Raw genomic sequence first — 24,550 nt, 5'->3', positions numbered from 1 at the left:
TCCGTCTGGTGAGAGTCCGAGAATAGCGGAGTCAGGTGAACAACACGCTCACGCTCACGCGTCGAGCGTGCAGTCCCCTGCCGCCGCCGAGATACAAGTCTGGACTCGGTCACCTTCGGCATGCTGCTTGCCGGACCTCAGGTCGATGGCGTGCCCGGCGAGGATCGGCACGACACAGGTCTGGCAGATCCCCATCCGGCAGCCGAACGGCATGAGCGCCCCGACCTGCTCACCGGCCTCGAGGAGAGTGGTGGCACCGTCGATCGTGACGGTCTTGTCGGCCTTGGCGAACGTCACCGTTCCGCCCTCGCCGGACGTGTCCGCGCGGGAGACGGCGAAACGCTCGAGGTGCAGCTTGTCCTCGATGTTCTCGTCGCGCCACAGCGTCTCGATCTCGTCGAGCATCGGCAGCGGCCCGCAAGCCCACGTCTGCCGCTCGCGCCAATCCGGGCACACCTCGTCGAGCGAGGACAACGCGAACTTGCCCTCACTGCGGGTGAGCTGGATCTTGCACCGGAAGTCGTCGTGCTCCTCGTGGAGCTTAGTGAGTTCGTCGGCGAACATCACGTCGGCGTCGGTGGGCGCCGAGTGGACATGGAAGACGTCGGGGAGCTGGCCGCGCCGGTTCATCGTACGCAGCATCGCCATGACCGGAGTGATGCCGCTGCCCGCGGTGAGGAACAGGATGCGCTGCGGCGGCGGGTCGGGCAACGCGAAGTTGCCCGTGGGCGTCGCGAGCCGGACGATCGTCCCGGACGGCACACCGTTGACGAGGTGACTCGACAGGAATCCCTCGGGCATCGCCTTGACGGCGATGGAGATGCGCTTGTCGTCCCAGTTCGGCGGCGAGGTGAGGGAGTACGAACGCCAGTGCCAGCGTCCGTCGACGTGCAGGCCGATGCCGATGTACTGGCCGGGCTCGTAGTCGAAGTCGAATCCCCAGCCCGGCTTGATGACGATCGTGGCGGAGTCCGCCGTCTCCGCGCGCACGTCCACGATCTGTCCGCGCAGCTCGCGGGCGGACCACAGCGGGTTGGCCAGGTGCAGGTAGTCGTCGGGCAGCAACGGCGTCGTCAGACGTGCCACCGCACCGCGCAACCAATTGAGCTTGGACCGCTTGGCGGGCACGACCGCTGCTGCGGGCGCCTCGATCCAATCCTTCAGACCCATCCGACCTCCACCTTTTCCGTCACGACCTACGCTACCGTAGGTTTTCAAGTTACGGTACCGTAGGTTACCCCAAGGTAAGAGGACGTACCGGTCAGAGCAGTTCGAGCAGGAACGGAAGCTCCTGGGTGGCGTACCACGCCAGAACGTGATCCTCGGCGTCGCCGAGGACGAACTCGGCGTCCGGATCCCCGAGATCCGCCTCGTCGATCGCCGACACGGCCCGTTCGATATCGGGCTCGGCCTCCGCGAGGTCCACGTGCACCGACGCGACCCGGCCGATCGTCACCGGACCGGGCAACCGGACGACGGCGTCGTCGAGGTCTGGACGAGGTGTCACGTCGTCGATGTCCGCGGCGACCACGGCACGGCGGAAGCGGACCCCGTCGCTCCCGCTCTCCCCCACCCGGCCCGCGATCAGACGCAGCGACGCCCGGGCGGCCTCGGCCATCGCGACCTCCGCCAGTTCGTCGTCGTCGCCCGACGAGTACGCCTCGCGGAGCGTGGCGGTGACGGCGAAGGCGGTACGGCTCATCGGATCGAACTCCTGGTCGGCGACGAGCCGCTGGAGGATCTCGATCGTCGCGGGAACGTACACCCTCGTCATGCGTCACCCGTCATTCGCACCGCGGACTTCTCACCGGCTGGCATCCAACAACTCCTCGAGAGATTCGTACAGCAGCGCCGCCACCACGTCCACGTCGGCCATGGCGTCACGGTCTGCATTCAAACCGTAGTAGACGTTGCCGTCGTAGGACGTGAGGCCGATGCTCAAAGTCTGGTTTTTCAGCAGGGGCGACACCGGGTACATCTCGAGCATCCGCGCTCCCCCGACGTACAGCGGCATCTGCGGACCCGGAGCATTGGTGATCATCAGATTGAACATGCGCTGCGAGAAGCTGCTCGCGACACGGGCACTCATCGCATGCAGCGTGGCGGGCGCGAACCCCGACAACCGCACCAGGGTCTCCGCGGTGACCCGCTGACTCTGCTTCGCGTGCGCCTCCATGGCGTGCGCCACGTGCGACAGCCGCACCACCGCGTTCGGTTCCCCGACCGGCAGATCGATGAGGAAGGACGACACCATGCTCCGCGGGTCCACCCACTCGCCGCGGCGGGACGCCTCGTCGTCGGCCTCGGGATCCGTCGCGTACACGGACATCGGGACCATGGCCCGGACCGTGGTCGACTCGGCCACCGGTTCACCGCGGGACAGCAGCCAATACCGCATCGCACCCGACACGACGGCGAGGATGACGTCGTTGACCTCGCACCCGTACTGCGCGCGGATCTTCCGGTAGTCGCCCAGTTCGGTCTTGACCACCGCGAAGCGCCGGTTGCGGGAGATCGTCGCATTGAGTGGACTCGACGGCGCCACCTGCGTCGCGGTGCGGACCACGGCGGCGAGCTTGCCGACGGTGCGCACGGTCTCGCCGAGCGCAGACGCCATGTCACCCAACGTCATCCGCAGCGCGGCCAGACCCTCGCCCGGCCTCGACACCATCTCCGCCAGCGCCCCCGCGATGAGAGTGGACTCACTGGGGGCGGGGCTCGGCATCCACAGCTCCTCGGCCATCGGCCGCCGGGTCTTCGCCGGGTCCAGGATCACCTGACCGATCTCGAGCGCCGTCTCGCCGTCGACCAGCGAGGAATGCGACTTCGTGAAGATCGCGAAGCGGTTGTTCGACAACCCCTCCACCAGATACATCTCCCACAGGGGACGCGTGTTGTCGAGGGGCCGGGACGTAAGCCGAGCGACCAGGTCGTGCAACTGGGCGTCCGACCCGGGCTTCGGCAGCGCCGACCGCCGGACGTGGTACTCGATGTCGAAGTCCTGATCGTCCACCCACACCGGCCGCGACAGTCCCAGCGCCACCTCCCGCACCTTCTGCCGGTAGCGCGGCACCAGGCTCAACCGCTCCTCGACGAGGCTCAGTAATTCCTCGTAGGACAACCCGTTTCGCGGCTTCCGGAAGATCGCCAGCGATCCCACGTGCATCGGCGTACTGCTCGCCTCGAGGAAGTAGAACGACGCATCCTGCGTAGTCAGTCTCGTCACCATGTCGGCGCCTGTCCCCCTTGCATCCCGTCTCGATCCACCTCGAGAAGTATCGCTATCTCGTCCGCCGTGGCCGCGCCGTCGACGTGGTGGATGCCCACCATCCCGACAGCCACCGCGCCCCGGACGTTGACCGGCAGGTCGTCGACGAAGATACAGTCGCCCGGGTCCAGACCGAGCGCGCCGGCCGTCAGCCGGTAGATCCGCGGATCAGGTTTGGCGACACCGACATCCCCGGACAGCACGACCTGATCGACCAGCCGGCCGTCGCCGAGTTCCCGCAACCACTGCGCGCCGGGACCGCCGGGATCGTTACTGAGGATCGCGGTCCGCACACCACGGGTCCGGGCACCGGCGAGGACGGACGACAGGCCGTCCATGTCCGAACCGGGACCCGCGAGAACACCGCCGAAGTCCAATATCAATCCCCGCACGTCCCCACCCTAGGGTCCGCCCGACGGTTCGGCGACACGAGTCCGCTCCGCGGTACGGCGACACGAGTCCGCTCCGCGGTACGGCGACACGACGACGGGATCCGTGCGATCATGACCGCTACGACGGCCGTCTCATGCCGAAACCGGGGGGGTAAGAAATGAGTGAGTCCTACACGTTCCTGTCACGGGTGCCGCGCTTCGAGCCGGCGGCCGGCGACGACGCCGCGCCGATCCTGCCGGGCAGTGCGGCCGCGTCGTCGGCTGCGCGGCACCCGCACGGGCACGGCAGGCACCGGTCGTCGCCGCACTCGGGGGCGTCGCCGCGCACCGCCGCGACGCACCCGGGAACTCTGCCGATTCCGTCGCCGGACGTTCAGCGGTTCACGGAGCAGGCGTTCCGACTGGTTCTCGAAGTGCTGGATCGGCGGCGCAACGTCCGGCAGCTGCGGCCACTGGTGACGCCGTCGCTCGTCGACGTGGTGCGCACGTTCGCGCTCGCGGAGTCGCCCGCCCGGCGACTCGGTGTCGCGGCGCTCGTCCGCGTGCATCTACGCGCGGTGGAGCCCTGCGTCTTCGAGGCCTTCGGCACGTACGGCCGGGGGCCACGGATCTTCGTGATCGCAGCCCGTGTCGAACAACAGTCCGACACGGGCTGGACCGTCACCTCGCTGGTGATCGGCTGATCGTCCCCACTGCGGTCAGCGCTTGCGCTTGGTGCGCGGGGCCTTCTTGCCCTTCGACTGCGACCGCGCGGCCTCGCGCCGCTGGCGACGGGTTCCGGCGTCGGCGGAATCGTCCGATTCTGCCGCTCCGCGGCGGCTGAGCTGGGCGTTGCCGTCTTCGGCGGGCCCGGAATACGTGAGCCCGCGGGGCTCGCCGTCGTCGAGTCCCTTCGCGCGGAGGGCCGACGGTGCCGCCGTGCCCTGCGCCTGCTGCGCTGCCTCCTGGGTGGGCAGCGGTCGCGGCGCCGCCGGAGCGGGTGCGGCCGACGCCGTCGCCGCCGCGGAAGCCGCGGTGACGCTGACGCCCGGGGCCTGCGCCGCCTGCGGGGCGGCCGCCTCGACCTGGAGGTTGAACAGGAATCCGACCGACTCCTCCTTCAGGCCCTCGAGCATTCCACCGAACATGTCGAAACCTTCGCGCTGGTACTCGACGAGCGGATCACGCTGGGCCATCGCCCGCAGGCCGATGCCCTCCTTCAGGTAGTCCATCTCGTAGAGGTGCTCGCGCCACTTCCGGTCGAGGACGCTCAGCAGGACCCGGCGCTCGAGTTCGCGCATCGATCCCTCACCGGCGACGCCGTCGATCTCGGCCTCACGCCGTGTGTAGGCGTCGTGCGCGTCCTTCAGCAGGGTCTCGCGCAACTCGTCGGCGGTGATGTCCTTCGTCTCGTCGTCGCCGTCGCCGACCAGTTCCTTGTAGTCGACACCGATCGGGTACAGCGTCTTGAGCGCCGTCCACAGTTGTTCGAGATCCCAGTCCTCGACATAGCCCTCCGCGGTGGCGCCGTCGACGTAGGCGGTGACCACGTCGGTGATCATCTTCTCGACCTGGCCCTCCATGTCCTTGCCTTCGAGGATCTGACGGCGCTCGTTGTAGATGACCGTGCGCTGCTGGTTCATCACCTCGTCGTACTTGAGGACGTTCTTGCGGATCTCGAAGTTCTGCTGCTCGACCTGAGTCTGAGCGCTCTTGATGGCCTTCGAGACCATCTTCGCCTCGATCGGGACGTCGTCGGGCAGATTGAGCCGGGTCATGATCGACTCGAGCGCCGCACCGTTGAACCGTCGCATCAACTCGTCGCCGAGCGACAGGTAGAACCGCGACTCACCCGGATCGCCCTGACGACCCGACCGGCCGCGCAACTGGTTGTCGATGCGCCGGGACTCGTGCCGCTCGGTGCCGAGGACGTACAACCCGCCGGCCTCACGGACCTTGTCGGCGTCGGCCTTCACCTCGGCCTTGACCTGGTCGAGGACCTCGTCCCACGCCGCCTCGTAGTCGTCGGGGGTGTGGACGGGGTCGAGGCCCTGCTTGCGCAGCGCGATGTCCGCGATGATGTCGGGGTTGCCGCCGAGCACGACGTCGGTACCACGACCGGCCATGTTGGTGGCCACGGTGACCGCGCCCGACCGGCCGGCCTCGGCGATGATCTGGGCTTCCTGCTCGTGGAACTTCGCGTTCAGGACGTTGTGCGCCACGCCGCGCTTGGTGAACTGCTTCGACAGGTACTCGGACCGCTCGACGCTGGTTGTGCCGATGAGGACCGGCTGGCCCTTCTCGTGCCGCTCCACCACGTCGTCGACGACGGCGTCGAACTTGGCTTCCTCGGTCTTGTAGATCAGGTCGCCGTTGTCGACGCGGACCATCGGCCGGTTGGTGGGGATCGGGATGACGCCGAGGTTGTAGATCTGGTGCAGCTCGGCGGCCTCGGTCTCGGCCGTACCCGTCATGCCCGACAGCTTGTCGTAGAGGCGGAAGTAGTTCTGCAGCGTGATCGTGGCGAGGGTCTGGTTCTCGGCCTTGATCTCGACCTTCTCCTTGGCCTCGATCGCCTGGTGCATGCCCTCGTTGTACCGGCGGCCGACGAGGACGCGGCCGGTGAACTCGTCGACGATGATCACTTCGCCGTCGCGGACGATGTAGTCCTTGTCCTTCGTGTACAGCTCCTTGGCCTTGATGGCGTTGTTCAGGTAGCTCACGAGCGGCGAGTTGGCGGCCTCGTACAGGTTGTCGATGCCGAGCTGGTCCTCGACGAGCTCGACGCCGGCCTCGTGGACGCCGATGGTGCGCTTGCGGATGTCGACCTCGTAGTGCACGTCACGCTTGAGCAGCGGCGCGATGCGGGCGAACTCCGCGTACCACTTGCTCGACGCGTCGGCGGGGCCGGAGATGATGAGCGGGGTCCGGGCCTCGTCGATGAGGATGGAGTCGACCTCGTCGACGACGGCGAAGTTGTGGCCGCGCTGGACGAGATCGTCCAGCGAGTGCGTCATGTTGTCGCGCAGGTAGTCGAACCCGAACTCGTTGTTGGTGCCGTATGTGATGTCCGCCGCATAGGCCGCGCGACGCTCGGCGGGCGACATGCCGGACAGGATCACGCTGGTGTCGAGTCCGAGGAACCGGTGGACGCGGCCCATCCACTCGGAGTCGCGCTTGGCGAGGTAGTCGTTGACCGTGACGACGTGCACGCCGTCTCCGGCGATCGCGTTGAGGTATGCAGGCAACACGCAGGTCAGGGTCTTGCCTTCACCCGTCTTCATCTCGGCGATGTTGCCGAAGTGGAGGGCGGCACCGCCCATGATCTGCACGTGGAAGTGCCGCTGGTCGATGACCCGCCAGGACGCCTCGCGGGCGACCGCGAACGCCTCGGGCAGCAGCTCGTCGAGCGTCTCGCCGTCACGGTAGCGGGCGCGGAACTCCTCGGTCTTCGCGCGGAGTTGCTCGTCGGTCAGGTCTTCGACCTCGGGCGACAGCGAGGAAACGTGGTCGGCGATGTGCTTGAGCCGCTTGACCATGCGACCTTCACCAACACGGAGCAGCTTCGATAGCGACAGCGACGGCACAGTCTTGTTCGTCCTCAATCTTCGGCAGTGGATGGGTGACACACAAAATCCGGCCGGAGGTCCGAGAACCCCGGCCGGATTCCATGGTAGGCGCTTCCGCGATCGGACGAGTAGACCGACCGCTCGGATCGTCAGGCGGAACGGGAGTAGATCACGCCAGTCGGATCAATCCGTAGTCGAACGCGTGTCGCCGGTAGACGACGGTCGCCTTGTCCGACTCCTTGTCGTGGAACAGGAAGAAATCGTGTCCTACCAGCTCCATCTCGTACAAAGCGTCATCGACGGTCATCGGCGTGGCCGTGTGTTCCTTGGTTCGCACGACGTGACCCGGTGTGTGCTCGTCCGACACCTGACCGTCCAGGGAGATGTCGGGACTGATGCCGAGACTCTCGTCCTCGGCGAGTGCGGCGGTGGCCTCCGCCACCGACACCGGGGTCTTTTCCCCGTAATGGACTTTCTTCCGGTCCTTGGTGCGGCGGAGCCTGCTCTCGAGCTTGGCGGTCACCGACTCGAATGCTGCATAGAAACTGTCGGCGCATGCCTCGGCTCGGGCTACCGGCCCCTTGCCTCGGGCAGTGATCTCGACGCGCTGGCAGTTCTTCCTCTGGCGTCGATTGGGTTCGTGTTGAAGTTCGACATCGAACAGGAATATGGAGGGATCGAAGCGCTCGAGGCGCGACAGCTTCTCGGAGACGTACACGCGGAAGTGGTCGGGTACCTCGACGTTGCGTCCCTTGACGACGATCTCGGCGGTGGGGGTATCCGTCTTCTCTTGTGCTTCCGTAGTGCGGTCGTCGACGAAAACCGAGGCTTGCGAAGGGGTCGTCACTCGTACCTCCCGATTACGGCCCCGCCCCTTGATGGGCGGCGGCGAGTTTGAGCAATGCCGGAAGGGGGTCCGCCCGGCACCAGGTTCGAAGTTCCACCTCCTACCTGTGATTTCGGGTGTGTCCGCGACGCTAGTACGTAACGCGCGCGAGTGCCACTGTTCGGCAGAATTTCATCCAACACCCGCCACCACGACCACCGCGCTGATCCGGATACCCACTCTCGACAACACCCGAACCGACTCGGTCGCCGTCGCGCCGGTGGTCGACACGTCGTCCAGCAGCACCACCGAAACCCGTTGCAACGATGACGATTCCGACTCGAGATGTCGCGCGAATGCTGCGCCGCTGCGCGTCAACCGAACGCCACCCTCGAGGTTTACTCGACGTTGATCTGCGTTCAGTCCGACCGAATCACGCACGGCGCGCCGCATCACGAGCGCGGGACACACGCGCCTGTCCCCCACCGCGGCGACGGCGATCCGGGTCACGGGGTCGCCGCCGCGTGCGCGGGCCGCCCGGGGACGCGTCGGCGCGGGCACGAGGACCACCGGAGCGACGTCCGGCGGATCGAGTTCACCCCACTGGTGCAGACGGCTCAGAGCGCCCGCGACGGCGGCGCCGATCGGCGCGGCGAGATCACGCCGTCCGCGCTCCTTCGCGGCGATGACGACCCGGCGGCGGGCACCCGAGTACGGCCCGAGCGCCCACACCCCGACCCCGGGATCGACGCGCGGCCGGAGCAGCACGGGATCGTCGGCCAACTCGGCGGCGCAGCGGGCACACCATGGGGTGCCCGGCACGCCGCACCCACCGCACTCGGCGGGCAGGACCAGGTCGAGCAAGGTGCGGAGACCGGGCAGGGCGCGCATGCGGGCAGTATCCACGTTCGCACCGACAGCCGGTCCGCACCGGCGGCCTCAGCCCGGCAGGACCGGGATCGCCTTCACACCCGTCAACCCGGGAACCTCCCGCCAGTACCGGTCGCCGGCCGGATCGTTGTTGTTCAACTGGAACACCGCCCGGGAGTCGGCGACGAACTCCGTGGTCGTCGACGCGTCCACGGCCACCACCGGCGCGGTCAGGTTGCGACTCGGCAGCGCGTCCATCCGCGAACCGTCGACAGCCACCTGCACCACCGGGATGTCCGACGCCGCACGCGCGACGACGATCGTGTCGCTCGTGCTCCAGTCCAGGGACAGCGCCGGGCTGCCCAGTCCGATCGCGACCGCACGAGGATTCGTCAACGCGAACTGACCACCCGGCGTCTGGGTCACGATGGCGAGATAGACCTTGCCGTCGACGATCAGTGCCGCACGCACCCCGTCGCGGGACAGGCGCAACTCGGTGATCGTGGCGCCCAGTGCGGTGACGGCGCCGGCGTCGACGTTGACCACCGACGTCCGGCCGGTGCCGGGCTCGCGCAACACCCGAATGACCGTGTTGCCGTTGACCGCTGCCCAGATCGCCGAGTTGTCGGGCGCCCACGTGGGGCGGGTGATGGCGCCACCCTCGAGCACCGATGCGGCACCGTCCTCGTACGCCCCGACCATCAGCGAACTCGCGGGTTCCGGCGCGGGACGCCCGGTGTCCGCGACCGCGGCGACCAGTTTCCCGTCCTGCGACAGCGCGAGCGACCGCATGTTGCGGGCCGAACCGAAGTACCCGGGCACCGGGGTGACACCGGTCTCGGTGACGCTCACCATCGACCCCTCGCGCAGCGCGTGCAGGCCGACGGTGGCGCTGGACGTCGCGAACGGGTTCATGGACGCGACGTCGGCGGTGGTCCACCCGTTCGGGAACCGCTCGTCGAACGGCTCGCCGTCGGCGAGCAGCACGTAGGGGCCCGAGATCTCCGCGTTGGCCAGCGTCCAGATCACCTGCGCCGCGAACAGCTGCTTCTGCTGCGCGTCCATCGGCGGCACGCCGGCGAAGTCGATCCGGATCCCGCCGAGCCCCACCCCGACCTGCGCGGTGCGGCCATCGGCCTTCGTGATCGGGCCGCGCACCGAGATCCCGTCACCGAGTTCGTTGCGGACGGCCGGGGCGAGCGCGGCCTTGGGCCCGTCGATCAGCAGGCCGATCAGCTGCGACGCCATCTGGTCCTGGGCGCCCGACACCCAGCGCGGGTCCGGCACGACCGTCGTCCCGGCCGGGTCGAGGAAGTACAGCGACTTGCGCTGGTACGTGTTCAGGAACTGTGCCCGATCGAGGATCACGCCTGCGGGGAGTTCGGAGATCCGCCATTCGCCGCCCTGCAGCTCGAGACTGATCTTCGTTTCGAAACTGCCCTCCTCCGCCACGTACAACCCACCGGGCTCGAGCTGACCCACCTTGTTGGCGCGGATCGTGTACGTCGCCTGGTCGGCCGACCGGGTCTCCGGGAGCACGTCGACCTTGTCGACGATGGTGGCGCTGGCCGCGTCGTCCCACCTGCCGGACACACCGGGGGTGAGGAACTGGCGGGCAGCGAGGTGCCGGTCGGTCGGATCGGTGCTGGCCTTGAAGAAGTCGCGCAGCAGCAGGTCGGGTTCGCGTCCCGGCGCCGGGGCCGCGACACTCGAGCCCGGCGAGTCACGGTTGATCGTGCCGATCGCCTGCGGGGTGGACGAATCCGGGAGGCTCGCGCACCCGCTGACGGTCACGAGCACCGCGAGGGCGATCGCACCGCACACCGACCGCGACTGCAGGGCGGATCGCCGGCCGGGCGTCACAGGTCCGACTCCGGCACGTGCGCACCGTCCCGGTCACCGACGTGCGCACGCTCACGTTGCTGGGGAATCGTGCGGGACTCGTCGGCCGCCGCCTCCGGGGTCTCGTTGCGCACCGGCAACGTGTCGTCGCCCGGAACCGGCTGTCCTTGAACGTATTTCGCGGTTCCCGGTTTCAGCGGCAGCGGGCTCGACACGACCTTGCGTCCCCGGACGCGGGGCAGCGTCAACCGGAAGCAGGCGCCCTGACCGGGTTCACCCCACGCCTCGAGCCTGCCGTCGTGGAGATTCGCGTCCTCCACACTGATCGCGAGTCCGAGGCCGGTACCGCCCGACCGCCGCACGCGCGACGGATCGGACCGCCAGAACCTGTTGAACACCAACTTCTCCTCGCCCGGCCGCAGGCCCACGCCCTGGTCGCGCACGATGAACGCCACAGCGCTGTCGTCGGCGCGCACGCGCAGCAGCACCGGTTTGCCTTCTCCGTGATCGATCGCGTTCGCCAGCAGGTTCCGCAGGATGCGCTCGACCCGACGCGGATCCACCTCGGCCATCACCGCCTGATCGGGCAGGTCCACGATCAGTTCGGTCCCGCTCTCGCGCGCGAGATGGCGGACGGTCGAGATCGCCGCGCGCGCACACATCCGGACGTCGAGTTGCTCGGCGGCCAGTTCCGCGACGCCGGCGTCGTGCCTGCTGATCTCGAGGAGATCGGCCAGCAGCCCCTCGAACCGGTCGAGTTCCGCGACCAGCAACTCCGAGGACCGCCGCAGCACGGGGTCGAGATCGTCGCTGCCGTCGTGAATGAGGTCGGCCGCCATGCGCACCGTCGTCAGCGGCGTCCGCAGTTCGTGGCTCACGTCGGAGGTGAATCTCTTCTGGAGGTTGCCGAACTCCTCGAGCTGGGTGATCTGCTTGGACAGACTCTCCGCCATCTCGTTGAACGACATCGCCAGCCGGGCCATGTCGTCCTCGCCGCGCACGGGCATGCGTTCCTTCAACCGGCCGTCCGCGAAACGCACCGCGATCCGTGACGCCGACCGGATGGGCAGAACCACCTGCCGGGCGACGAGGAGCGCGATGGCCGCGAGCAGCACGGCGAGCACGGCGCCACCCACCAGCAGCGTGCCGCGGACCAACGACAGGCTGCGGTCCTCACTGGCCAGCGGGAACACCAGGTACAGCTCGAGTGTGGAGATCGCCGACGCGGTCGGGCTCCCGACGATCAGCGCCGGCCCCGAATAGCCTTCCGGATCGTTCACGGTGGCGAACTGGTACGCCACCTGACCGGCCTGGACGAACGCCCGCAGCGATTCCGGGATCTGGTCCGCCGGACCACTCGACGTCGGCGCGCGGGGGCCGTCGCCGGGCACGATCAGCACCGGGTCGAACGTGCCCGCCGAACCCGACGCCTGCCCGGCGTCGGGTTCACGATTCGTCAGGGCAGCCCTGGCGCCGTCGAGCTGCGTGGTGGGCGAACTGCTGTCGTCCGCGCCTGCCAGCTGGCCCTCGACCGTGCTCCGGGCACGGTCCATCTCCTCGGTGGCCGCGTTGATCTTCGTCTCGAGCAGACGGTCGGTGATCTGACTCGTCAGCACGACGCCGAGCACGACGATGACGATGAGCGACAACGTCAACGTCGAGACGACGACCCTCAGCTGCAGCGAACGACGCCACGTGTGCGCGAGGGTATTGCTCAGTGAGTGACCCCACCGAAGGATCGGCGAAACGCGTCGGTTGACACGACGCCGCCATCGGGAAACACCTGTCACGGCGGTCCGGCCTTGTAGCCGACCCCCCTGACCGTCAAAACCACTTCGGGATTCTCGGGATCAGTCTCGACCTTGGCGCGCAGGCGCTGCACGTGCACGTTGACCAGTCGGGTGTCGGCCGCATGTCGGTAACCCCACACCTGCTCGAGCAGCACCTCACGGGTGAACACCTGTCGCGGCTTGCGCGCCAGAGCCACCAGCAGGTCGAACTCGAGGGGGGTGAGTGAGATCAGTTCTTCGCCCCGGCTCACCTTGTGGGCGGGGACGTCGATGACGATGTCGGCGATGCTGAGCAGCTCGGCCGGCTCGTCCTCGGTCCGGCGAAGCCGAGCCCGGACCCGAGCCACCAGTTCCTTGGGCTTGAACGGCTTCATGATGTAGTCGTCCGCGCCGGATTCCAATCCGAGGACCACGTCGACGGTGTCCGTCTTCGCGGTCAGCATCACGATGGGAACACCGGAATCGGCCCGCAGGACACGGCACACGTCGATGCCGTTCATGCCGGGCAGCATCAGGTCGAGCAGCACCAGGTCGGGGCGTGTCTCCCGGACCGCGGTGAGCGCCTGGGTCCCGTCCCCCACCACATACGGATCGAATCCTTCGCCGCGGAGCACGATCGTGAGCATCTCCGCGAGCGCAGTGTCGTCGTCGACAACCAGAATCCTTGGCTTCATGTCCCTATCGTTGCATCTTCGGAGGCCGTAACAGCCCGTTCGCCGTTACGGCGTGCCGTGTTCTTTCTCGTCACGGCGTGCCGTGTCGTCACTCAAGAGTGCCAGGTTTTCGGCGAGCGTGGCCGGATCGGTGTCCGGGGTGAGCACCCACCACGGCGAAATCCAGTCCTTCACGGCCAGCTCGCGGTACACCTCACCGGTGCGTTCCTGCAGCCCACGGTCGCGTTCGTAGGCGTCGAGCGACCGGCTGGCATCCGCCGATTCGCGGCCACGGGCGCGTTGCGCGGCGAGCGCCACGGGAACGTCCAGGTACAGCTGCAGGTCGGGTCGGGGCAGCCCCAGCCGCTCGAATTCGAGGTCCTCCACCCAGCCCACGAACTCCCCGTCCGCCGCCTGGTGCAACCGGGCCGCGCCGTACGCGGCGTTGGACGCCACATAGCGGTCGAGGATCACCAGATCGTGGCCGGCGAGCAGTGCGGACAGCTCGCCGACGGCACCGGACCGGTCCAGCGCGAACATGACGGCCATCGCGTGCACGGAGTCGGCGAGGTCCCCGTGCGCGCCCTTGAGCGCCTCGGACGCCAGATCGGCGTGCACGGACCTGCCGTACCGCGGAAAGTCGAGGGTGCCGACCGTCAGACCCCGTTCGGCGAGGCGGGCCACGACCGCGCCGACGAGTGTCCGCTTGCCCGCGCCGTCCAGGCCTTCCAGCGCAATCAGTGTTCCCACGGGGAGAAAGGCTATCCCCCGGCCCGCACGCGACGGACCGGGGGACGCCGCAGCCTCTAGTACCGGTAGTGCTCGGGCTTGAACGGGCCCTCGACGTCGACGCCGATGTACTCCGCCTGCTCCTTGGTGAGCTTGGTGAGGGTGCCACCGAGGGCCTCGACGTGGATCTTCGCGACCTTCTCGTCGAGGTGCTTCGGGAGGCGGTACACCTCGTTGTCGTACTCTTCCGGCTTCGTCCACAGCTCGATCTGGGCGATCACCTGGTTGGAGAAGCTGTTGCTCATCACGAACGAGGGGTGGCCGGTCGCGTTGCCGAGGTTCAGCAGGCGGCCCTCGGACAGCACGATGATCGAGTGGCCGTCCTTGAACCGGAACTCGTCCACCTGCGGCTTGATGTTGATGCGGGTGATCTCACCGGAACGCTCGAGGCCGGCCATGTCGATCTCGTTGTCGAAGTGACCGATGTTGCCCAGGATGGCCTGGTGCTTCATCTGCTTCATGTGATCGAACGTGATGATGTCCTTGTTGCCCGTGGACGTGATGATGATGTCGGCCCAGCCGATGGCCTGCTCGACCGTCTTCACCTCGAAGCCGTCCATCAGTGCCTGGAGGGCGTTGATGGGGTCGACCTCGGTGACCGCGACGCGGGCACCCTGCCCGCGCAGCGCCTCGGCGCAGCCCTTGCCGACGTCGCCGTAACCGCAGACGAGTGCGGCCTTGCCGCCGATCAGCACGTCGGTGCCGCGGTTGATGCCGTCGAGCAACGAGTGGCGGGTGCCGTACTTGTTGTCGAACTTGCTCTTCGTGACCGAGTCGTTGACGTTGATGGCCGGGAAGACGAGTTCACCGGCAGCAGCGACCTGGTACAGACGCAGGACACCGGTCGTGGTCTCCTCGGTGACGCCCTGGACCGACTCCGCGACCTTCGTCCACTTGGTCTTGTCCGCCTCGAGGGACTGACGCAGCAGGGCGAGGAACACCTTGTACTCGTCGGAATCCTGGTCGTCGTCGGTGGGCGGCACGACGCCCGCCTTCTCGAACTGCGCACCCTTGAGGACGAGCATCGTGGCGTCGCCGCCGTCGTCGAGGATCATGTTCGCCGGCTTGTCGGCGTCCGGCCAGGTGAGCATCTGCTCGGCGGCCCACCAGTACTCCTCGAGCGTCTCGCCCTTCCACGCGAAGACCGGGGTGCCCTGCGGCTCCTCCGGTGTGCCGTGGGGGCCGACGACGATCGCGGCGGCGGCGTGATCCTGCGTCGAGAAGATGTTGCACGAGGCCCAGCGGACCTCGGCGCCCAGCGCGGTGAGCGTCTCGATGAGCACGGCCGTCTGGATGGTCATGTGCAGCGAACCGGAGATGCGAGCACCCTTGAGCGGCAGCACCTCTGCGTACTCGCGACGGAGGGCCATCAGTCCCGGCATCTCGTGCTCGGCGAGCCGGATCTCCTTGCGGCCGAACTCGGCGAGCGAAAGGTCCGCCACCTTGAAATCGATCCCGTTACGGCTCTCGGCCACGGGCGTGGTTGAAACTGAGGTCGTCATCTGCCTCTCCTGGTTGACTGCTGTTTCGGTCAAGGCTATCGGTACTGCGGCCCGGGGGTCACACTCACGTGAGGCTGCGCGGCCGGGCGATCATTCCCGATCGGCTCCGCCGACCGCCTCGTCCACGAAAGGCCCCAGAAGAGCACCCAGATCCTCGGCGACGTTGGCCTCGGATTCGGGTGGCATCGAGATGTAGCTCATAGCGAGACGCACGATGGCGCGGCTGAGGATTCCCGCGTCCGACGGGTTCGCCCGCACCCAGCCCCGCTGGAACACCTCGGCGAGCCGCGTCGACGCCCGCTCGATGATCGGGGCGCTCTCGGTCGTGATCAGTCGCAGCAGGTCGGGCTTGGTCTCGCCGCGCAGAAGTGACTGCACCAGAGGGTCGGACAGGCTGGCCGCGAAGAACGCGGTGAAACCGGCGAGCAGCGCGGCGCGGCCCTGCCCGACGTTCGTCACCAGCGCCTCGTCGACCGCGTCGACCAGTTCGTCGGCGAGCCGGAGCGCATACGCCTCCGCCAGCCCCTGCCGGGACTTGAATTCGTTGTAGAGCGTCTGCCTGCTCACCCCGGCGCCGGCCGCGACATCCGACATCGTGATGTCGGACCAGTCCTTCTCGAACAGGAGATCCCGCATCGCGTCCAGCACCGACTGACGCAGCAGCAGCCGCGCAGCCTCCTGATAGGGCACCCGGACACGCGACGAAGTCATGGCGACGACCTTAGTGCCCCGCTTTCGCCGCACCGTAATCCGGTCGACTCCGCTCGTCCGGGGGGTCATCCCAACGAATTACGGCGGCGCACCACCGCGAGGCACCGAAACCCCCTGCGCCCCAGCAGGACACCCTCGGGCGTGTCAGACCTCGCCGCGGCTCCGCCGCTCCATCATCGAGTGACGGCGACTGTAGGCGAAATAGATGATCACACCGAGCACCATCCACACGATGAACCGGATCCACGTCTCGACGGACAGGTTGACCATCAGCCACAGGCAGGCGAGAACCGCGAGGATGGGCACCACCGGCACGAACGGGACCCGGAATCCGCGGGGCAGGTCCGGGCGGGTGCGGCGCAGCACGATCACACCGATCGACACGAGGACGAACGCGAACAGCGTTCCGATGTTCACCATTTCCTCGAGGGTGCCGATCGGGAAGACGCCCGCCAGCACGGCCACCACGACACCGACGAGCACGGTGATCCGAACGGGGGTGCCGTGCTTGCCGGTCGGCGCCAGCCGCCTCGGCATCAGCCCGTCCCGGGACATGGCGAACAGCACGCGGGTCTGCCCGAGCATGAGGACCATCACCACGGTGGTCAGGCCGGCCAGTGCACCGAACGAGATCAGGTTCTTCGCCCACGTGATCCCGTGAATGCCGAAGGCGGTGGCCAGATTGGAACTGTCCCCGGCCAATTCGTGGTAGTCGACCATGCCGGTGAGCACCAGCGTCACCGCCACGTACAGGATCGTCACGATCAGCAGGGAGCCCAGGATTCCGCGGGGCAGCGCCTTCTGCGGATTCTTCGTCTCCTCGGCGGTGGTGGCGACGATGTCGAACCCGATGAACGCGAAGAATACGAGGCTCGCCGCCGCGAGCAGCCCGTACCAGCCGAACGTGCTGCCGCCCGCACCCGTGGCGTACGAGAACAGGGACTGATGGATACCCTCGCCCGTGCTGCCCGCCTCGGACGGCGGAATGTACGGCGAGTAGTTGTCGGGGTCGATGTAGAACGCACCGACGACCACGACGACCAGGACGACGGCCACCTTGATCGAGGTGATCACGAGTGAGACGCGCGACGACAGCTTGGTGCCCGTCGCCAGCACGACGGTGATGATCGCGACGATGAGTACCGCGCCCCAGTCGAATGTGACCGAGCCGATCTGCGCGATCGGCGAATGGTTGCCGATCACCTCGCCGAGATAGAGCGACCAGCCCTTCGCCACGACCGACGCGGCGAGCGCGAATTCGAGGATGAGGTCCCAGCCGATGATCCACGCGATCAGTTCACCGAACGTCGCATAGGAGAACGTGTACGCGCTGCCCGCGACCGGAACGGTCGAGGCGAACTCCGCGTAGCAGAGCGCGGCGAGGCCGCACGCGATGGCGGCGATGACGAACGCCGCCGACACCGAGGGACCCGCGACGTTGCCTGCGGTGCGCGCGGTGAGCGTGAAGATGCCGGCACCGATGACGACGGCGACACCGAAGACGGTCAGGTCCCACGCCGTCAGATCCTTGCGGAGTTTGGTCTCCGGTTCGTCGGTGTCGCGGATCGACTGCTCGATCGACTTGGTGCGGAACAATCCGGTCGGCCTGCCGCCGATATCCGGTCCTCCGCTGCCTTTGTCCTGGATGGCCACATCAGCCTCCTCAATCGAAAGTTGCCGTTCAGCCTATGCCTTCGGTTGCCCGGAACAGGTCGGGTTCGATGTAGATGCGGCGAGCCGCCGGGACTGCGCCCCGCACCCGCGCCTCGGCCTCGTCGATGGCCTCGGCGATCGCGAAGATATCCGAACCGGGGGCCATCGCCACTTTCGCCGCCACGAGGATTTCCTCGGGCCCGAGGTACTGCGTCTTGCAGTGGATGACGCGCTCGATCTTCTCGCCGTCGGCGAGGGCGGCGAGAATCTTCGCCGCCTCGTCGGCGGTGGCGCCCTCACCGATCAGCAGGCTCTGCATCTCGACGATGAGGATGATCGCGATGACGCCGAGCAAGGCGCCGATGCAGAGGGTGCCGACGCCGTCCCACACCGGATCGCCGGTGAGCATCGTCAGACCGACACCGCCGAGCGCGAGCACGAGACCGACCAGTGCGCCGGTGTCCTCGAGAAGCACGACGGGTAGCTCCGGGCTGCGCGACGTGCGGATGAATCCCCACCAGCTCGCCTGGCCCTTGAGCGGACGCGACTCCCGCATGGCGGTGAGGAAGCTGAACCCCTCGAGCGCGATGGCGATCACCAGGATGACCACCGCCACGAGTGGCGACGACAGTTCCTCGGGATGCTGGATCTTGTGGACGCCCTCGTAGATCGCGAACAGCGAACCGAGGCTGAACAACACGAGCGCGACGACGAACGAATAGAAGTAGCGGCTGCGCCCGTAACCGAACTGGTGTAGATCGTCGGCGGCGCGTTCGGCCTTCTTCTGGCCGAGCAGGAGCAGGCCCTGATTGGAGGTATCGGCCACCGAGTGCACGGATTCCGCCAGCATGGACGACGAGCCGGTGATCAGGAAGCCGGCGAACTTGGCTACCGCGATGCCGGCATTGGCGCCGAGCGCGGCGAGAATCGCCTTCTTTCCCCCATGAGCCGACAACTGACTCTCCTCTCGGTCGCACACGACCCTCACGACGGGCTCGCGGAGGCCTTCCCGGATCGCAGGGCGCTCACAGGCTACGCGATCAGGGAGCCGACCCTCGCACTGAACAACTGGGCGCACTCGGTGCCCGCCGTCACCACCACTTCGGGGTCCTCGGCCGCGATCCAGACGGCGTTTCCCTGGGAGAGTTCGAGGCCGTCGGATCCACACCGCAGCGCCACCGAACCCGAGGTGCACAGCAGAATGTGCGGCCCCTCCGAGTCGAGCCGGTGCTCCGTCGGGCCGTCCGGTGACAGGTCGATCCGCGCGAGGACGAATTCCGGCGCCGGCGTCGAATACACGAATTCGCCCCCGCCCGGACTCTCCCGAGCCTCCAGGATCGGAATGTCGACGGTGTCGAAGTCGAGGACACGCAGCAGTTCCGGTACGTCCACGTGCTTCGGCGTCAGTCCCCCGCGCAGCACGTTGTCGGAGTTCGCCATGATCTCGACCGCCATCCCGTGCAGGTAGGCGTGGAGGTTGCCGGCGTCGAGGTACAGACCCTGCCCCGGTTCGAGGGTGACCCGGTTCAGCAGGAGCGCGGCGAGCACACCCGCATCCCCCGGGTACACCTCGCTCAGTTCGAGGGCAGTGCGGACCTCCGCCGCGAATTCACCGTCCTTGGTGTTCGACAGATAGTCGACGCATCCGTCGAGCACCCTCGGCATCAGCGCACCGAGCACGGGCTGCGGCAACGTGATCCACGTGGTGAACAGCGCTCGGAGACCGTCCGAGTCGGGTTGGCCGGCAATCAGGCCGACGTAGGGCTGCAGTTCCGGAACGGCGATCGCCTCGAGCAGCTTGACCGTGCGCTGAGGATCCCGGAAACCGGCGAGCGCGTGGAACCTGCTGAGGGCCACGACGAGTTCGGGTTTGTGGCTGGCGTCCTTGTAGTTGCGCACGGAGGACTCGAGGGGGATTCCCACCTCGTTCTCCCGGGCGAAGCCCTCCCACGCCTGCTCGGCGCTCGGGTGCGCCTGCAGCGACAACGGTTCCTCCGACGCGAGCAACTTCAGGAGGAACGGGAGGCGCTCGCCGAACGTCTCGACACTGCGCTTCCCGAGCTGGCGTTCGGGCTCCGCGTGCACCAGGTCCAGAAGAGACCGGGGCCCCTCGTCGGTGATGACGCGGGCGGGATCACCGGGGTGCGCGCCCAGCCACAGTTCCGCCTCCGGATGAGCCGTGGGAACCGGAAGTCCGCGCAGCTGTGCGATGGCGGTGCGCGATCCCCACGCGTAGGACCGGAGCGCACCTTCGAGTCGGTGCACTAGATACCGCCGATCAACTGTAGATACGCGGCAGTCATGTCGAGCCTGCCGACCAGGACCGCCGCCTGTTCCAATTCGGGGCGCTGCGAGGGAACCGGCCCCTCGTCGGACGACGCGACGACGAGGTCGACGTCGCCCAGGACCGCGATCCTGCGTTCGACGAGCATCCGGTCGGCATCGGCCGACAACACGAACGTGCGCACCGGGCTCGCCGGCGGCGGACCGTCCAGTTCGGGATCGTGGAAGATCGAGTCGTGCGCGGAGAGCGCCTGGTCGACGCGGAACGTGCCCGCTGCACTCAGCACGTCCGGAAGCTCCGACGCCGTCGCCACGCGGCCGGCGTGCAACAGCGCCTCGGCGCCGTGCCGGGCCAACTCCACCGTGCTCTCCGTATCACCGGTCAGCACGATGCGGCGTCCCTGCATGCGGGAGGCCAGAGACTTCGCCGGGTTGTGGAACACCTCACTGTTCGGCCGGTCCCGCAGCGCCTCACCGTCGACCGCGTCGGCGAGTTGCTCGAGGTCGGGGACCTCGTCGCCCCAGCGTTCCGAACCGACCACCCGCAGGACGGCCAGCAGAACCGCGAAGTACCGGAGCAGACCGTGCCGGGTCAGTGCCCGGACCCGCGGCGCGAACATGACGACGCGTCCGGCCGCTGCCGCCTGCAAGGGTCCCTCGTCCGGTGCCGCGACCACCACTTCGGCGCCGCGCCGGACCGCCGCGTCGACGGCCTGCACGAGACGGGGGTCGCCTGCGTCGTCGCCGGCCACCACGACCACGTCGAGCGGGCCCACCCAGACGGGGGTCCGGGTGGCGCGCACCAGCGGAAATCCGATCCGTTCGGCGAGGACTGCCGTCAGGATCCCGGCACCGCGGCCGGCCCGACCCGCGCCGGTGACCACCACCACGCTGCGCGGACGCAGCCCCTGCAGTCGTTCGAGAGCCCCTTCCTCGACCGCGGACCGGGTGGCCCGGATCTGGGCACCACCCATTGCGGCGGAACGGAGTACGCCCTCGGTGTCCGCGGAAACCAGTGCGTCCCCGTCGTCCAGATCGAGCAGGGGCGTCGGCGCTGTCATGACACCGCACCCCCTTTCTTCGTCAGTGCAAGCCACATTCGCAGCACGAGCAGAACCTTGTTATTCCAACTATGGCAGTCAGGCTCGGACGATGCCCAATATCTCGGTAACGAGTGCATCTACGTCTGCCGTCGTGGGCGCTTCGACGTTGAGTCGCAGCAGCGGTTCGGTGTTGGAGGCGCGCAGGTTGAACCACGCGTCGCCCTGCAACTCGACCGTGACACCGTCGAGCCGGTCGACACCCGCGGTGCGATCGGCGAACGCCGCCACCACCGCGTCGGTCCGCTCGGTGGCGTCCGACACCGTCGAATTGATCTCTCCGGACGCCGCGTACCGCTCGTACTTGGCCATCAGTTCGGACAGCGGCCGGTCCTGCTCCCCCAGTGCCGCGAGGACGTGCAGCCCGGCGAGCATGCCGGAGTCGGCGCCCCAGAAATCGCGGAAGTAGTAGTGAGCGGAGTGCTCGCCACCGAAGATCGCCCCCGTCTCGGCCATCTGCTGCTTGATGAACGAATGCCCGACCCGGGTGCGCACCGGGTGTCCACCCAGTTCGGTGACCAGTTCCGGCACGGCGCGGGAGGTGATGAGGTTGTGGATGACGGTGGCGCCCGGCTCCTTGGCGAGCTCACGCTCGGCCACCAGGGCCGTCACTGCGGACGGCGACACCGGGTTGCCGAGCTCGTCGACCACGAAGCAGCGGTCGGCGTCACCGTCGAAGGCCAGACCGATGTCGGCGCCGGTCTCCCGGACGTGCCGCTGCAGATCCACCAGGTTGGCCGGGTCGAGCGGATTCGCCTCGTGGTTCGGGAACGTGCCGTCGAGTTCGAAGTACAGCGGCTGCAGCTTCACCGGCATCGGCTCGAACACTGCGGGGACGGTGTGCCCGCCCATGCCGTTGCCCGCGTCCACGGCCACCGTCAGCGGCCGGAGGTCGGACAGGTTCACCAGCCCGCGGACGAAACTCGCGTACTGCTCGAGCACGTCCTCCTCGGACACCTCGCCCGCGGCGCCGTCGTACGCGGGCACCCCGTCGACGACCTCCGCGGCGATCGCGGCGAGGCCCGTCTCCTGCCCCACCGGCTTCGCGCCCGCGCGGCACAGCTTGATGCCGTTGTACTTCGCCGGGTTGTGGCTCGCGGTGAACATCGCACCCGGGCAGTCGAACAGTCCCGAAGCGAAATACAGCTGATCGGTGGACGCGAGTCCGATGAGCACGACGTCCAGACCCTGGGCGGTGACGCCGTCAGCGAACGCGCGGGCGAGTTCCGGGGACGACGCACGCATGTCGTAACCGATGACGACCTTCGTGGCGCTCTCCGCACGGACGAGTCGTGCGAATGCGCCACCCACGTCCTGCACGAACGCGGCATCGATGTGTTCACCGACGACACCCCGCACGTCGTAAGCCTTGATCACGGCATGTACGGACTCGGCTGATCGCGCCACTTCTGTTTTCTCCTTTACGAGCACCAGTGCTGGCGCAAGCCTAATGCCTGCCCGTCGCGGGCACGGCACGCCGCGGACCGCAGGCCCGGGGCGAGCTGGGACGTCAGTTGGCAGGGTCGGGAAGAACCCGCAGGTGACCACGCCGCCCGGTACGAGCCGGGCCGGGCAGGGTGCCGGTTTCGGCGCGCTCCTCGGTGGACACGGCCCGCTCGGACCGTCCACGATCGCCGAGGCCCGCCTCCCGCACGGCCTCCGCCAGCGCGGTCAGATCGTCCTCGTCCGGGGTGCTCGACGAAAATCCCCCTTCGTACCGAACCAGTTCCCAGCCCTTGGGTGCGGTGATCCTCGACGCGTGCGTTTCGCACAGATCCCACGAGTGCGGTTCGTCGACAGTTGCGAGCGGGCCGACGACGGCGGTCGAGTCCGAGTAGACGTACGTGAGCGTCGCGACAGCGGGGTTCTTGCACCCGGGGCGGCAGCATCGACGCAGAGATCTCACAGCTAAGAAGCCTAGCCGCACGAAGGCCCGACACCTACTCGGACACACCGACAGTGTCCGGCTGTCGTAATGTCCATTCCATGTCCAGAGCACGACGCAGGCGTCCCGTCACCACCCGATCCGTCGACCGACGGGGACGTGGGATCCGCGGGTCCGTGTTCCCCCCGGACGCGCCGGCGCGTCGCAGCCGCGCGGAGAAATTCGATCTGGTGGTTCTGGAGGCGTTCGCGCCGATCGACTCACGCTGGCGTGAACGCCTCACGAAGTTGGACATCGCTGTCGACGAAGTCCCGAAGATTCATGCGCTCGACCCGGATTCGGTCAACTGGCCCGCCGAGGTCGTGGCGGACGGGCCCGTGCCGCTGTCCCGGTTGATCCCGGCAGGCATCGACCGGCACGGATCCACGACACGGGCGCGAGTCGTCCTGTTCCGGCGACCGCTGGAACAGCGCGCCAAGGATCCTGACGATCTCACCGACCTGGTGCACGACGTGCTCGTACAGCAGGTGAGTACGTACCTCGGAGTCGAACCCGAGGTCATCGACCCGGATCTGCCGGGCGATGAGGACTGACTAGACGATCCCCCGCTTCAGGCGCCGGCGCTCACGCTCAGACAGGCCACCCCAGATACCGAACCGCTCGTCATTGGCCAGTGCGTAGTCGAGGCATTCGTCCCGCACCTCGCAGCCGAGGCAGATGCGCTTCGCTTCTCGGGTGGAGCCCCCCTTTTCGGGGAAGAAGGCCTCAGGGTCGGTCTGCGCGCAGAGTGCACGTTCCTGCCACTGATCCTCGATGGTGTCGAACAATTCGTCGAAACCGGTCACCAGACTCAACACCGGGCGGGGGCCCGCCGTCTCGACTTCCTGCGCGACGAGTTCCGGCACAGGAATTTCTTTCACACTGCTGTCTTGCACATTGCTTTCTTGCACACTGATTTGTTGCGCACCGTCTTCTTGCACACAGACTTCTTGAACACAGACGCCGTCCGCTGCGCCTGCTTCGGAATTGGTCTGCGGTTCGTCGCTTACTGTGCTCCAGCGAGTCTCCGACTCGAGCTGCTCATTGGGCATCGTTCCGCCTCCTCACCTGTGATAGCGCAGAAAATTTTGATCGATCATGCACCCCGAACCGAACACCCCTGCCACCCCGTTCGAACAACCGTTCGAATTGATCCCCGCTGCACGTGATTCCACGTCCGCAACGTTGGAATGACATATTTGTGATTAGACACGCCCAGCGTGTCGCGGTCAAGCTAACGGCAAAAAGTCGATTACTATTTCGCGCTCTCGAATCGCCCTGGGGAAGCAGCCCACCGGGCGCCGACGGCCACCGCCTAGGCTTGCACCGTGAACGTGACTGTATTGGTTGGCGGGGTCGGTGGGGCCCGGTTCCTGCAAGGGGTGCGGCGGCTTCTCGG

General features: G+C 67.5%; 22 protein-coding genes. 2 read left to right on the top strand and 20 right to left on the bottom strand.

Translation table 11 applies throughout. The features are described 5' to 3' along the window. Positions 1 to 54: 54 nt before the first annotated feature. The 4 genes from P3H15_RS30920 to P3H15_RS30905 form a co-directional block, all read right to left on the bottom strand. Positions 55 to 1,170 (bottom strand): ferredoxin reductase, encoded by a 1,116-nt coding sequence (locus P3H15_RS30920; RefSeq protein ID WP_276140704.1) that lies wholly within the window; start codon positions 1,168 to 1,170, stop codon positions 55 to 57. 91 nt (positions 1,171 to 1,261) lie between these two features. After that, positions 1,262 to 1,774 carry a hypothetical protein gene (locus P3H15_RS30915; protein ID WP_015890096.1) on the bottom strand — a complete coding sequence of 171 codons (513 nt, stop codon included), beginning with the start codon at positions 1,772 to 1,774 and terminating at the stop codon, positions 1,262 to 1,264. A gap of 30 nt (positions 1,775 to 1,804) precedes the next feature. After that, entirely contained in the window at positions 1,805 to 3,229 is a 1,425-nt protein-coding gene (locus P3H15_RS30910) for a wax ester/triacylglycerol synthase family O-acyltransferase (protein ID WP_276140703.1), read from the bottom strand. Further along, entirely contained in the window at positions 3,223 to 3,660 is a 438-nt protein-coding gene (locus P3H15_RS30905) for an HAD-IA family hydrolase (protein WP_276140702.1), read from the bottom strand. The genes P3H15_RS30910 and P3H15_RS30905 overlap by 7 nt, the downstream gene beginning before the upstream one ends. A gap of 158 nt (positions 3,661 to 3,818) precedes the next feature. On the opposite strand from P3H15_RS30905, the gene P3H15_RS30900 reads away from it, so the two are divergent. Then, the gene (locus tag P3H15_RS30900; RefSeq protein WP_276140701.1) at positions 3,819 to 4,343 is read left to right on the top strand and encodes an Rv3235 family protein; all 525 of its coding nucleotides are present in this window, start codon (positions 3,819 to 3,821) and stop codon (positions 4,341 to 4,343) included. A 15-nt stretch (positions 4,344 to 4,358) separates the two neighbouring features. On the opposite strand, the gene secA is transcribed toward P3H15_RS30900, so the two are convergent. From secA to P3H15_RS30825, 15 genes are all read right to left on the bottom strand, one after another. After that, positions 4,359 to 7,226, bottom strand: coding sequence for a preprotein translocase subunit SecA (secA, locus tag P3H15_RS30895; RefSeq protein WP_276140736.1), 2,868 nt, complete (start codon positions 7,224 to 7,226; stop codon positions 4,359 to 4,361). Between the two features lie 151 nt (positions 7,227 to 7,377). After that, a complete protein-coding gene (gene raiA, locus P3H15_RS30890; protein ID WP_276140700.1) occupies positions 7,378 to 8,055 on the bottom strand; it encodes a ribosome-associated translation inhibitor RaiA in 678 nt (225 codons plus the stop codon). 171 nt (positions 8,056 to 8,226) lie between these two features. Then, entirely contained in the window at positions 8,227 to 8,925 is a 699-nt protein-coding gene (locus tag P3H15_RS30885; RefSeq protein ID WP_276140699.1) for a ComF family protein, read from the bottom strand. Positions 8,926 to 8,973: 48 nt separating this feature from the next. Continuing rightward, positions 8,974 to 10,767: an MtrAB system accessory lipoprotein LpqB gene (gene lpqB, locus P3H15_RS30880; protein ID WP_276140698.1), complete on the bottom strand. Its 1,794-nt coding sequence runs from the start codon at positions 10,765 to 10,767 to the stop codon at positions 8,974 to 8,976. Next, the gene (gene mtrB, locus P3H15_RS30875; RefSeq protein WP_276140697.1) at positions 10,764 to 12,536 is read right to left on the bottom strand and encodes an MtrAB system histidine kinase MtrB; all 1,773 of its coding nucleotides are present in this window, start codon (positions 12,534 to 12,536) and stop codon (positions 10,764 to 10,766) included. Before mtrB ends, lpqB begins: the two co-directional genes overlap by 4 nt. Continuing rightward, entirely contained in the window at positions 12,533 to 13,210 is a 678-nt protein-coding gene (mtrA, locus tag P3H15_RS30870; protein WP_005240059.1) for an MtrAB system response regulator MtrA, read from the bottom strand. Before mtrA ends, mtrB begins: the two co-directional genes overlap by 4 nt. Before the next feature lie 45 nt (positions 13,211 to 13,255). Then, positions 13,256 to 13,939, bottom strand: a complete 684-nt coding sequence (locus P3H15_RS30865) for a dTMP kinase (RefSeq protein WP_276140696.1) — start codon at positions 13,937 to 13,939, stop codon at positions 13,256 to 13,258. A gap of 56 nt (positions 13,940 to 13,995) precedes the next feature. Further along, positions 13,996 to 15,480, bottom strand: a complete 1,485-nt coding sequence (ahcY, locus tag P3H15_RS30860; RefSeq protein WP_276140695.1) for an adenosylhomocysteinase — start codon at positions 15,478 to 15,480, stop codon at positions 13,996 to 13,998. 90 nt (positions 15,481 to 15,570) lie between these two features. Beyond that, positions 15,571 to 16,191 carry a TetR/AcrR family transcriptional regulator gene (locus tag P3H15_RS30855; RefSeq protein WP_072937625.1) on the bottom strand — a complete coding sequence of 207 codons (621 nt, stop codon included), beginning with the start codon at positions 16,189 to 16,191 and terminating at the stop codon, positions 15,571 to 15,573. Between the two features lie 144 nt (positions 16,192 to 16,335). Beyond that, the gene (locus tag P3H15_RS30850; RefSeq protein ID WP_276140694.1) at positions 16,336 to 17,844 is read right to left on the bottom strand and encodes an amino acid permease; all 1,509 of its coding nucleotides are present in this window, start codon (positions 17,842 to 17,844) and stop codon (positions 16,336 to 16,338) included. A gap of 28 nt (positions 17,845 to 17,872) precedes the next feature. Beyond that, the gene (locus P3H15_RS30845; RefSeq protein WP_276140693.1) at positions 17,873 to 18,799 is read right to left on the bottom strand and encodes a cation diffusion facilitator family transporter; all 927 of its coding nucleotides are present in this window, start codon (positions 18,797 to 18,799) and stop codon (positions 17,873 to 17,875) included. 77 nt (positions 18,800 to 18,876) lie between these two features. Beyond that, positions 18,877 to 20,109: a mannose-6-phosphate isomerase, class I gene (manA, locus tag P3H15_RS30840; protein ID WP_276140692.1), complete on the bottom strand. Its 1,233-nt coding sequence runs from the start codon at positions 20,107 to 20,109 to the stop codon at positions 18,877 to 18,879. Continuing rightward, positions 20,109 to 21,188: a tobH protein gene (locus P3H15_RS30835; protein WP_276140691.1), complete on the bottom strand. Its 1,080-nt coding sequence runs from the start codon at positions 21,186 to 21,188 to the stop codon at positions 20,109 to 20,111. The genes manA and P3H15_RS30835 overlap by 1 nt, the downstream gene beginning before the upstream one ends. A gap of 78 nt (positions 21,189 to 21,266) precedes the next feature. After that, positions 21,267 to 22,634, bottom strand: a complete 1,368-nt coding sequence (locus P3H15_RS30830) for a phosphomannomutase/phosphoglucomutase (RefSeq protein ID WP_276140690.1) — start codon at positions 22,632 to 22,634, stop codon at positions 21,267 to 21,269. A gap of 103 nt (positions 22,635 to 22,737) precedes the next feature. Continuing rightward, complete coding sequence (locus P3H15_RS30825) at positions 22,738 to 23,133, bottom strand: DUF3499 domain-containing protein (RefSeq protein ID WP_276140689.1); 396 nt, start codon at positions 23,131 to 23,133, stop codon at positions 22,738 to 22,740. 80 nt (positions 23,134 to 23,213) lie between these two features. Here P3H15_RS30825 and P3H15_RS30820 point away from each other — a divergent pair, with 80 nt between their 5' ends. After that, positions 23,214 to 23,705 carry a metallopeptidase family protein gene (locus P3H15_RS30820; RefSeq protein ID WP_015890079.1) on the top strand — a complete coding sequence of 164 codons (492 nt, stop codon included), beginning with the start codon at positions 23,214 to 23,216 and terminating at the stop codon, positions 23,703 to 23,705. Here P3H15_RS30820 and P3H15_RS30815 read toward each other — a convergent pair whose 3' ends face one another. After that, positions 23,706 to 23,969 carry a WhiB family transcriptional regulator gene (locus P3H15_RS30815; protein ID WP_206016245.1) on the bottom strand — a complete coding sequence of 88 codons (264 nt, stop codon included), beginning with the start codon at positions 23,967 to 23,969 and terminating at the stop codon, positions 23,706 to 23,708. Positions 23,970 to 24,550 lie beyond the last annotated feature (581 nt).

Origin of the sequence: Rhodococcus sp. T2V, assembly GCF_029269925.1 — a bacterium.
Lineage (GTDB): Bacteria > Actinomycetota > Actinomycetes > Mycobacteriales > Mycobacteriaceae > Rhodococcus_F > Rhodococcus_F koreensis.
The sequence above is the reverse complement of the archived record's forward strand: the minus strand, read 5'-3'. Positions and strand labels throughout refer to the sequence as shown.